The sequence below is a fragment of the Streptomyces sp. Ru62 genome (assembly GCF_002920615.1).
Lineage (GTDB): Bacteria > Actinomycetota > Actinomycetes > Streptomycetales > Streptomycetaceae > Streptomyces.
In genome coordinates, this window is record NZ_PQSU01000048.1 from 36592 (window position 1) to 47373 (window position 10782).

Below are 10782 nucleotides of genomic sequence, written 5' to 3' on the forward strand. Positions count from 1 at the left end.
CGGGCTCCCAGGGACGGACGACAGTACGGAATCTGTATCTGTCCACATTGCCCGGAAAGGGAACCTTGCGCGGGCCGTTCAGCCCACGCAGTGCTCCAACAGCCCCCGGACGTCCGCGTCCACCACCCGGTACCGCACCACGCGCCCCTCCTTCTCCCCCGCCACGACCCCGGCCGCCCGCAGCAGCCGCAGGGCCTGGGAGACGGCGGGGTCGTTCATCCCCGTGGCGATGGCGAGGTCCGACACGGCGAGCGGCCCGGTGCGGTGCAGCGCGACCAGCAGCGCCAGCCGGTTGGCGTCGGCGAGCAGCGAGAATCGGTCGGCCCAGGTGCGCAGGCGCCCCGCCTCACCGATGGCGGCGATCGCCTCGCACACCCGGTGCCCGTCGATGGAACGACGGTCGGCTCGGTCGGCAGGCACGAGATGCATGGGGCCAGTCTGGCAGGCCCCCTCGCTGTGATCTTGGATACCTGCGCAGATACGCAGCTATGCAGGAAACCGCGTACCCCTCTACGGTGGGCGGGCCGTGGTGTTCGGGAAGTCGATGGAAGGTCGACGCGGCCCTCGCCACTGTGATCGGGGAGTTCCCGTTCCGTCCGGCACCGCCGGGCCACTGGTCGTTGGACCGGGAAGGCAGGAACGGCGGACGTACGACCCGTAAGCCAGGAGACCGGCCACGGCAGCTCACGAAGTGATCCACGAGGTGCTGGAGCGTGAACCCATGGCCGATGCCGCTTCTTTCCGCTGGCGACGCGAGGACACCGTCAAGACGGTGGGACTGCTGGCGGTGATCGTCGCCCTGCACGTCGTCGCGTTCGGGATCCTCTACGTCCTCGTCGCGCCCGAGCACTACAAGGTGGGGACCGATGTCTTCGGGGTCGGGCTCGGCATCACCGCCTACACGCTCGGCATGCGGCACGCCTTCGACGCCGACCACATCGCGGCGATCGACAACACCACCCGCAAGCTGATGGCCGACGGCAAGCGGCCGGTGTCGGTGGGGTTCTGGTTCGCGCTCGGCCACTCCAGCGTGGTGGTGCTGCTGGCGCTGCTGATCGCGGGCGGCACCTCGCTGGCCGGCAAGGTCATGAACGAGGGCTCCACCACCCACCAGGTGCTCGGCTTCCTCGGTACGACGGTCTCCGGCACGTTCCTGTACCTCATCGCCGCGCTGAACCTGGTCGCCCTGCTGGGCATCCTGAAGGTCTTCCGGGCGATGCGCGCCGGCGCGTTCGACGAGAAGGAGCTGGAAGCACACCTGGACTCGCGGGGGTTCATGAACCGCGTCCTCGGCCGGCTGACGAAGTCCGTCTCCCGGCCGGGGCAGATGTACCCGCTCGGCTTCCTCTTCGGCCTCGGCTTCGACACGGCCACCGAGGTGACGCTGATGGTGATGGCGGGCTCGGGCGCGGCGGCGGGACTGCCCTGGTACGCGATCCTCTGCCTGCCCCTGCTCTTCGCCGCCGGGATGAGCCTGTTCGACACCCTCGACGGCACGTTCATGAACTTCGCCTACCAGTGGGCGTTCTCCAACCCGGTCCGCAAGGTCTTCTACAACCTCGCCATCACCGGCCTGTCCATCGCGGTCGCCTTCTTCATCGGCACCATCGAGCTGGTCGGCGTCCTGCACGAGAAGTTCGGTCTGCACGACGACGTCACCGACTGGATCGCCGGCCTCGACCTGGACAACGTCGGCTACCTCATCGTCGGCCTGTTCGTGCTGGTGTGGGCAGCGGCGCTGGCGTACTGGAAGGTCGCCCGGGTGGAGGAGCGCTGGGCGGTCTCCCCGTCCGCCGCCGAGTAGTCCTAGCGCGCGACCGTCTCCAGGTACAGCTTCACGTACCGGTCGGCGTTCACCTCCAACGCCACGTCGATCAGAGCGCGTTCGTGGCCGCCCTCATAGATCTCGGACTCGCCGAGGCGGGGACGGCGGTCGACGACGGTCTGGCCCCGGGTGGGGCCGGGGGCGAGGGAGACCTCGACCGGGAGCAGGCGGGTGGTGATGCCCTGCGGGTCGGCGACCGCGCACACCGCGCCCGCGTCGCCGAGGCCGCCCGCCTCCTCCGCCTGAGGCGGCTCGCCCTGGTGGGCCGGCCGGTGGGCGAGCAGCTCACCGGCCAGCCGGGTGCCGGGCTCGCTGCCGGCGCGCAGCCGGTGGACCTCGCCGCTGTCCACGACGACCTGCTGGAAGACGTCCAGGCCGTACATCGTGATCGGCACCCCGGCGGTCAGCAGGATCGCCGCCGCCTCGGGGTCGTGCCAGACGTTGAACTCCGCGACCGGCGTGGCGTTCCCGGTGGCCACCGCCCCGCCCATGAACACGATCCGCTCGATGTTCCGGGTCACCTCGGGGTGGGTGCGCAGCAGCAGGGCGATGTTGGTGAGCGGGGCGGTCGGGATCAGCGTCACCGGGCGCGGGGAGGCCAGGATCTCCCGGCGCAGCAGGGTGACGGCGTCGATGTCCACCGGGGTCCGGGTGGGCGCGGGCAGGCCCAGGTCGCCCATGCCGTCGGCGCCGTGCACCGGGGCCGGGCGGGCCGGCTCCAGCAGCGGGCGCTCGGCGCCCCGGGCCACCGGGATGTCGGGCGCGCCCGCCTGCTCCAGCACGGTGAGGGTGTTGCGGACCACCCCGTCCACGTCGGTGTTCCCGGCCACGCAGGTCACCGCCCGGAGGTCGAGTCCCGGGTGGCGCACGGCGAACAGCAGGGCCAGGGCGTCGTCGACGCCGGTGTCGCAGTCGATGATCACGGGGATGGGCTGACCGTCCACGGCGGACTCCTTCCGTCGTGCCGACCTTAGATCAGTCCCGGCCCGGGATCAGTCCCAGAGCCGGGTCCCCCGCCCCGCCACCCGTTCGGCGACGCGCCGCAGGAGTTCGGCGGTGGGCAGGGGACCGGGACGGCGGCCGTCCCGCAGGCGTACCGCGGTCAGCCCGGCCTCCGCCTCCCGGGCACCGATCACCGCCTGGTACGGCACCAGGCGGGCCGCGCGGACGCGGGCGCCCAGGGTGCCCTCCCCGGGCCCGGCCAGTTCGGCGCGCAGGCCCAGGGCGGTCGCCTCACGGACCAGTGCCGCCGCCGGACCGGTCTGCTCCTCGGCCACCGGCAGCACGGTCAGCTGGACGGGGGCCAGCCAGGCCGGGAACGCGCCGCGGTGGGTCTCGACGAGGTGGGCCACGGCCCGCTCCACGCTGCCGATGACGCTGCGGTGCACCATCACCGGCCGGTGCCTCGCTCCGTCGGCGCCGGTGTAGCGCAGGCCGAAGCGGGCGGGCTGGTGGAAGTCGATCTGCACGGTGGACAGGGTGGACTCGCGGCCCGCCGGGTCCGCGATCTGCACGTCGATCTTCGGGCCGTAGAACGCGGCCTCGCCCTCCGCCTCCTCGTACGCGACCCCGACCTCGGCGAGGACCTCCCGCAGCAGCCCGGTCGCCCGGCGCCACAGCTCCGGGTCGGCGACGTACTTGCCGCCCGCGCCGGGCAGCGAGAGCCGGTGGCGTACGGCCCGGATGCCGAGGTCGGCGTGGGCGCGGGCGATCAGCTCCAGGGCGGCACGGGCCTCGGCCACCGCCTGGTCCGGGGTGCAGAAGACGTGCGCGTCGTTGAGGTGGATGGCGCGGACCCGGGTCAGGCCGCCGAGCACCCCGGAGAGCTCGGCGCGGTGCATGGCGCCCAGTTCGGCGAGGCGCAGCGGGAGTTCGCGGTGGCTGCGGGGGCGGGAGCGGTAGATCAGGGCGTGGTGGGGGCAGAGGCTGGGCCGCAGGACGACCTCCTCGGCGCCGAGCCGCATCGGCGGGTACATGTCGTCGCGGTAGTGGTCCCAGTGCCCGGAGATCTCGTACAGCTCCCGTTTGCCGAGCGCGGGCGAGTACACGTGCCGGTAGCCGGCCCGGCGTTCGGCGTCCCGGACGTACTCCTCCAGGGTGTGCCGGACGACGGCCCCGGCGGGCAGCCAGTAGGGCAGGCCGGCGCCCATCAGGGGGTCGGTGTCGAAGAGGCCGAGTGCACGGCCGAGGCGGCGGTGGTCGGGCAGTTCGTCGTTCATCCGGGGTCTCCTCGGTGCGGGAGGCGCGGGTCCCGGTGCACGGCGAAGCCCCGGGGCGTGCGCCCCGGGGCTTCGGTGCTGGTCAGGTGTCAGCGCGCCGGGACGGTCTCCGGCGTCGTCGTGCTCGACGGGCACAGGTGGGCGCGCTGCATGGACGGCACCGTACCGGCCCCGCGCGGACCGTGCCACGGAATTCCCGCCGCCCCCTCACCCGTACGGCCCGGAGCGCTGGTGGGCAGGTCAGGGCGGTGGTGCCGTGAGACCAGGCACCCCGGCCGCACGCAGCCCAGGAGGCACCGATGTCCCCCGAGATACCCCACCTCCCCCGTGCCGTCGTCCTCTCCCTGATCGGCGCCGGACTGCTGACCGCCGGCGGCTGCGCGGCCCTCGGCCTGAACCCCCCGGCGAGCGCGCCCCATCCGCTGCCCACGCTCGACCGGCCGGCCCCGACGCCCACGACGTCCGCGCCGACCGGCGGTTCCTCGCTCAGCGACGAGCAGGCCCAGGCCGCGCTGATCACCCAGACCGACCTCGGCGATCCCTGGATCCCCACGCGCGGCGCGGCCACCTGGCACGACGGGCTGCTGAAGGCGCACACCACGGCCGGGGAGTGCCAGCGGCTGCTGGACGCCCTGTACAGCGACGAACTGCTCGGCGGACCGGCCCGCATCGCCGTCGGCCTGGACGACGCCGGCACCGACGCCCAGCTCCGCTACCAGATCGGTGCCCGCCGCCCGGCGGACGTCGACGCCGTGCTGGCCTGGCTGCGGACGCTGCCGGCGCGGTGCGCGCGGTTCACGGCCACCACCGAGCTGGGGCTCGTGGAGGACGTACGGGTCGTGGACGCCCCGCTGCCCGAGGTCGGCGACGCCCGCCAGGGGCTGCGCGTCACCCTCGCCGGTACGACGCCCGACGAGCAGGAGTTCCTGCTCACCCTGGAGGTGGCCGCCGTCCGGGTCGGCGAGGACGCCTTCGCGCTGACCAACGGCAGCCTGGGTGACGTACCGAACGGCGCGACCCAGGCGGCCGTGCAGATCGGCGCCCTGCGCCTGGCCGACATCCGCAAGCTGGGCCGGGCGCAGGTGTGAGGCCTCACAGCGGCGGCTGGGCGGGGGCCGGGCCGAGGGTGGTGGTGCCGGGGGCGGTGCGGTGGCCGAGGCCGGTGCGGTAGGCGTCCAGGGCGGCCTCGACGCGGCCCGTACGGCGCAGCAGGTCGCCGAGGAGGCGGCACAGGTCGGCGAGGTCGCCGGCGGCGCCCGCGCGTTCCAGGAGGCTGAGGGCGCGGACGTAGTGCTCCTCGGCGGCCTCGGTGTCCCGGGCGTCCTCGGCGATGATGCCGAGGAGGCGGTGCGCGCCGGCGGCGTGGACGGCGCCGCGCTCGGAGGAGAAGTCGCCGAGGACGCCCTCCAGCAGTTCGGCGGCCTCCCCGGACTTGCCCCGGCGGTGCAGGACGTCGGCGAGTTCGACGGCGGCCTGGCTGCGGTACAGGGCGGCCCGGGTCTCCGACAGCATGGCGTACGCCTGCCGCAGTTCGCTCTCGGCACGCTCCAGTTCGCCGTTCTGGGCGCAGACGTAGCCGCGCATCCAGTGGCAGTTGGCCAGCTCGGTGCGCAGGCTCAGCCGGCGGTACAGCTCGGCGGCCTTGGCCAGGGAGGCGTCGGCCTCGGCGGCCCGGCCCTCGGCGAGCAGGGTGCGGGCCACCGACCGGTGCATCCGGGCGATCAGCGCGGGGTCGCCGGCCTGCGGGGCGAGCGCGAGGGCGAACTCGGCGGCCTGGGCGGCGCGGGCGTGGGCGCCCATGTCCATGTACGGGCCGATGATGCTCGCGTAGAGCAGCAGGAGCGCGTCGGGGTCGTGCAGCCCGCCCCGGTTCAGCTCGTCGAGCGCCGTCTCCAGTAGGTAGACGGCGTAACGGAGTTCACCGGCGAGGTAGTGGGCGACGGCCCGGCCGCGCAGGGCGGGCACGCGCACCGGCAGGGTCTTGTCGGCCAGCCGTTCCTCGGCCTGCTCGAAGTACTCGCGCGCCTCGGTCAACCGCCCGGTCTCCAGGGCGCATTCCCCGAGCCCGAGCAGGGCGGCGGCGTGCTCGTACCCGAGCGCGTGGGCCTCGGCCTCCGCACACAGCACGGCGTACTGGGCGGCGGCCTCCTCGGCCCGTCCGTCGGCGAGGACCCGCTGGGCCTCCGTGAGCCGCAGCCGCAGGTCGGTGGCGAGGTGGGCGGGCCGGCCGACGGCCAGTTCCTCGAAGGCGACCCCGAGCCGGTCCGCGATGTGCCGCAACGCCTCGTCGGAGGCGCGCACCCGCCCGGCCTCCAGGGTGGAGATGTAGGCGGGTGTGTACGCGGGCTCCGCCAACTGTCGCTGGGTGAGCCCCCGTTGACTGCGCAGCCGTTGTACCCGCCGCCCGATGACCTCCGGGTCGTCCCGCTCCCGCATGCCGCCTGCTCCCCCCAACTGGCCTGACACCCCTTGCCGTTGCGCTCCGGCAGCCCCTAGGTTAAACGGCGAATTAAACATGCTTAACACGCCGCTGTTGTGTTGCGAGGTCGCCGTGCCCGGACGTACATCCGCACCCTACGCACCGCCCCACTCCCGCACCCGCCCGATCGGCCGAACCTCCACCGCACGAGCGATCACCGCGGCCGTCATCGCCGCCGCGGCCCTCCTCCTCGCGGCGAACGCCGGCCCGGCCCGCGCGGCCGCCACCACCCCGCCACCCGCGACCGCCCAGCAGGCGGATCGCTGACGACCACGGGCGCACGGGCCGCCGCGACGGCGCGTCAGGGCACGCGTCGTCGACCTCGTCGCGTGGTCGCGCTGACGTGAGCCGACAGCCCTCCCCAAGCACCGCCCGGCCGCCGCGCCACCCCCGGGCGCGGCGGCTGCCCCCCGCGCGCTTTTGTCAGTGGCATGACCTAGTCTTTCCACACTCGCCGCACGAGGCACACACGGTTCATCCACAGGGGGCGGACGCATCGCCCTGCCCGCGCGGCGCCCATGTCTTTCTTTCATTCGTTCCGGGGGGTTCGAATCAGCGTGCGCAAGCGCTCTCTCACAGCTGCCACCACCCTGGCGGTCCTCTTCAGCTCGGCCGCCCTCGCCGTCACCCCGGCCTTCGCCGACTCCACCCAGACCCTGCCCGTCAGGACGACCGGTGACATCGTCGTCGACGCCGTCCACCAGCAGGTCTTCGTCAGCGACCCGCTGAACGGCAAGATCGTCGTCACCGACTACGCCGGCAAGGTCGTCAAGCAGCTCACCACCAACCTGTCCGGCGTATCGGGCCTGGAGCTGTCCGCCGACTCCGGCACGCTCTACGCGGCCGTGCAGGACCTCGACTCCATCGCCGTCTACGACACCGACACCGACACCGAGACCGCCCGGTACCCGGTCGGCGACAAGCCGCTCAGCGTCGCCCTCGCGGGCGGCAAGCTGTGGTTCGGCTACGGCGGCGACGCCGCGGGCAACATCGGCTCCGTCGACCTGGCCGCCGAGGACCACACGGTCACGCTCGGCCAGGACAACAGCTGGTACTCGGCCCCGCTGCTGGACGCCGCGCCCGGCTCCGACACCCTCGTCGCCGGTGCGGTCGGGCAGAGCCCGGTCGAACTGGCCTCGTACGACGTCGCGTCGGGAGCCGCCACCAAGCTGGCGAGCACCCGCGAGGCGGGCAGCAACCTCGGCGACCTCCAGGTCACCCCTGACGGCAAGGACGTCGTGGTGGCCAGCGGCGCGCCGTACTACCAGCAGGTGTTCCGGACGTCCGACCTCAACGAGGACGGCAAGTACGTCACGGACGCGTACCCCAACTCCGTCGCCATCGCGCCGAACGGCACGGTCGCGGCCGGCATCTCCGGCTCCTACGAGCCGGACGTCTACATCTTCAGGCCCGGCACCAGCGAGGCGGTCCGCACCTACGACTTCCCCAACACCGGCAACACCAGCGGCTCCGACCTGCTGGCCCGGGCCGGCCTGGCCTGGGCCCCGGACGGCTCCCGGCTGTTCGCGGTGACCAGCAACAGCCAGGGCGTGTTCTCCCTGCGCGTCCTGAACGCGCCCACCAAGGCGGTCTCCACCGTCACCGTGGACGCGCCGGCCACCGCCGCCCGTGCCAAGAAGCTCACCGTCAAGGGCAAGGTCGCCTCCAAGGTGGCCGTCCCGGCCGGCACCAAGCTGACCGTGACCCGCACCGACCTGGAGTCGCCGAAGGGCAAGGCGCTCGCGGCGGCGGTCACCAAGGCCGACGGCACGTTCTCCTTCACCGACACCCCGCCGGCCGGCGGCAAGGTGAAGTACACGGTGGCCTACGCCGGCGACGCCGCCCACGCGGCGGCCTCCGGCTCGGACTCCGTCGACGTCTCCCGCGCCAAGCCGACCCTGACCGTCAACAACAACGGCAAGGTGTACTCGTACGGCAAGGACGTCAAGTTCACCGCCCACCTGGGCAAGACCTCCAAGAACCGCACGGTGGAGATCTGGGCCGACCCGTTCGGCGGTGACAAGCCGAACAAGCTGGTGAAGTCCGGCAAGGTCAACTCCGACGGCAACCTGTCGGTCACGCTGGACCTCAAGCGGGACACCAAGGTCACCGCGAAGTTCGCGGGCGACTCCCGCTACAAGCCGGCGTCCGCCGCCAGCACCGTCGGCGCCCGGGTCAGCGTGTCCACCTCGGTCAGCAGCCACTACAAGGCGAAGTCGGCGTGGGGCCACACGTACTACTTCTTCCACAAGACCAAGGACCCGCTGATCACGACGAAGATGTCGTACTACCCGGGCCGGGCGCAGAAGTTCGAGTTCGAGGTGTACTACCAGGGCCGCTGGTACCCGGGCGACCCCGCGTACTTCAAGCTGGGCTCCGACGGCGTCTCCAAGGTCCGCATCACCGGCGACCACGGCGAGGACGTCGGCTGGCGGTTCCGGGTGCGCTCGTCGTACATCAACGGCTCGTCCGGTGACATCGTGAACTCCACGACGCACGGCGCCTGGAAGTACTTCACGTTCACCAAGTAGGGGTCACTGGGCGGCCTGGAGCCGGCCGAGCTCCCGCTGGACGCTCTCCAGCGCGCCGCGCCGGCGTCCCGGCACCCGCAGCCGCACCTCCGCGAGCGCGGGCCCGAGTTCACGGGCCCGCGCCGTGTCCTTGATACGGGTCCACTGGTGGTGGGCGCGGTCCACGGCCGCCTCCACGGCGGGCGCGTCCACCGCCTGCCCGGCGGCCAGCCGTGTCCCGGCGACCGTCAGCCAGGCCCGGCAACTGCGCACCGGGTCCCCCGCGAACATCGCCAGATCGGCCCGCACCTCGCTCCAGTGCAGCGCCTGCTCGGAAGCGGCGCCGTACCCCCGCACCGCCTCCGCCTCGTACCGGGCGGCCATGGCGTCGGCCTCGGCGTGCCGGCCGGCACGCACGGCGTCACTGATGGCGGCGTGCGGGTCCTCGGGGCGGGGGGAGGGGAGCGGGGCGGTGAACGTGGTGAACGCGGTGGGGGAGACGGGGGACGCGGGCACGGCGTAGCCCCCCGCGTCGGCCAGCAGCAGATCGCCCGCCGTCTCCTGCGGGATCCGGCCCACCGCCTGCTGGTGCAGGACGTCCAGCGGGGGCCGGTGGCCGCTGCGCAGCAGCGTCGCCACCGTCTTCATGTACGCCGGCTCCGCCGGGCCCCGCCGTCCCGCCGCCGGGGCGACCCGGCCGTACACGGCGGTGTTCCGGCCCGAGTCGAGGCCGCGCTCGGTGACGTACCGCCACGCCTCGGCGTCCGCGTGCAGGTCCACGACGAGCGCGGTGTCCCTGGCGGAGCGCAGGCGCAGTTCCTCGCGGATCCAGTGCCAGGGCAGCGCGGTGTAGCGGACCGTGGCCGGTGTGGTGCGGGCCAGGGCGAGGTGGGGCTGGTGCTGCCGGCGGTCCAGTTGCAGCTGGCCGGTGACGTACACGGTGAGCGGGCCGGGGGAGGCCGCGGCCGCCCGCAGCCGGGTGAGGACGGCCTGCGGTTCCAGCGGATCGGCGAGTTCGATGACGTTCGCGGTGCCGGTGCCGGACAGGACGGCGGGGGCGACCGCGGCCAGTACCGGCAGGACACCGGCCGCGTCCACCAGGCGCCCCCGGCCCAGCGGCGCGGCCGCGAGCAGCAGCACGGTTCCGGGCATCGTGCCTCCCCCAAGTCACCCTGTGGACCCCGCGACCCCCGCGTACCCGGGGCCCCATGGATCCGTTCTCCAGCCAGCACCGTAACCGCTGCGCCTGCAAACCGACGCGTCCCCCCGGCGAACATCCCGCTTCGGTGTCTCCGCCGCTCCCTCCGGAACCCCCCGCTCCGCAGGCCCTCGGCACCCTTCACGCCCCCTGCGCCCCGCGCCCTGCGCCCCGCTCCAAGCCCCACCGCCCGAAGCGACCCCACGCACCGCAAACCCCGGCGCCCGAAGCTCCCCCACGCACCGCAAACCCGGGGCCCGCCAGTCCCGGCACCCGAGGCTCTCCGACGCACCGCAAACCCCGCCGCCCGAAGCTCCCCCACGCACCGCAAACCCGGGGCCTGCCAGTCCCGGCACCCGAGGCCCCCCACGCGCCGCGGACCCCGGGCCCGCCAGTCCCGGCACCCGAGGCCCCCCACGCGCCGCGGACCCCGGGCCCGCCGGTCCCGGCGCCCGACGAGCTCCCGGGCCCGGCACCCCCGGTGCCCAAGGCGCCTCCGACGCCCCGCAGGCGCGCCGCAGCCGGGGTTCCCCGCCACGCGGGGCGCCCGT

Annotated in this window: 9 protein-coding genes and 1 riboswitch; of the genes, 4 read left to right on the forward strand and 5 right to left on the reverse strand. The window is 73.7% G+C overall.

All coding sequences use genetic code 11. The annotated features are described in order from the left end of the window. Positions 1-78: 78 nt before the first annotated feature. A complete protein-coding gene (locus C3492_RS40125) occupies positions 79-429 on the reverse strand; it encodes a metalloregulator ArsR/SmtB family transcription factor (protein WP_030640383.1) in 351 nt (116 codons plus the stop codon). Between the two features lie 81 nt (positions 430-510). Then, positions 511-694: riboswitch (cobalamin riboswitch) on the forward strand. A gap of 27 nt (positions 695-721) precedes the next feature. Between C3492_RS40125 and C3492_RS40130 the strand changes: the two genes are divergently transcribed. Further along, positions 722-1804 (forward strand): HoxN/HupN/NixA family nickel/cobalt transporter, encoded by a 1083-nt coding sequence (locus C3492_RS40130; protein ID WP_258056184.1) that lies wholly within the window; start codon positions 722-724, stop codon positions 1802-1804. Positions 1805-1806: 2 nt separating this feature from the next. On the opposite strand, the gene C3492_RS40135 is transcribed toward C3492_RS40130, so the two are convergent. Both C3492_RS40135 and thrS read right to left on the reverse strand, forming a co-directional pair. Next, positions 1807-2769: a nucleoside hydrolase gene (locus tag C3492_RS40135; protein ID WP_103817532.1), complete on the reverse strand. Its 963-nt coding sequence runs from the start codon at positions 2767-2769 to the stop codon at positions 1807-1809. A gap of 48 nt (positions 2770-2817) precedes the next feature. Next, positions 2818-4044 (reverse strand): threonine--tRNA ligase, encoded by a 1227-nt coding sequence (gene thrS, locus C3492_RS40140; RefSeq protein ID WP_103817533.1) that lies wholly within the window; start codon positions 4042-4044, stop codon positions 2818-2820. Between the two features lie 299 nt (positions 4045-4343). On the opposite strand from thrS, the gene C3492_RS40145 reads away from it, so the two are divergent. Continuing rightward, positions 4344-5132: a hypothetical protein gene (locus C3492_RS40145; RefSeq protein WP_103817534.1), complete on the forward strand. Its 789-nt coding sequence runs from the start codon at positions 4344-4346 to the stop codon at positions 5130-5132. Positions 5133-5136: 4 nt separating this feature from the next. Here C3492_RS40145 and C3492_RS40150 read toward each other — a convergent pair whose 3' ends face one another. After that, positions 5137-6480: a helix-turn-helix domain-containing protein gene (locus C3492_RS40150; RefSeq protein WP_103817535.1), complete on the reverse strand. Its 1344-nt coding sequence runs from the start codon at positions 6478-6480 to the stop codon at positions 5137-5139. A gap of 115 nt (positions 6481-6595) precedes the next feature. Here C3492_RS40150 and C3492_RS40155 point away from each other — a divergent pair, with 115 nt between their 5' ends. Next, entirely contained in the window at positions 6596-6790 is a 195-nt protein-coding gene (locus tag C3492_RS40155) for a hypothetical protein (protein ID WP_103817536.1), read from the forward strand. A 290-nt stretch (positions 6791-7080) separates the two neighbouring features. After that, entirely contained in the window at positions 7081-9054 is a 1974-nt protein-coding gene (locus tag C3492_RS40160) for a hypothetical protein (RefSeq protein ID WP_103817537.1), read from the forward strand. 3 nt (positions 9055-9057) lie between these two features. Here the strand turns inward: C3492_RS40160 and C3492_RS40165 are convergent, their stop codons facing one another. Next, positions 9058-10185, reverse strand: coding sequence for a hypothetical protein (locus C3492_RS40165; RefSeq protein WP_103817538.1), 1128 nt, complete (start codon positions 10183-10185; stop codon positions 9058-9060). Positions 10186-10782 lie beyond the last annotated feature (597 nt).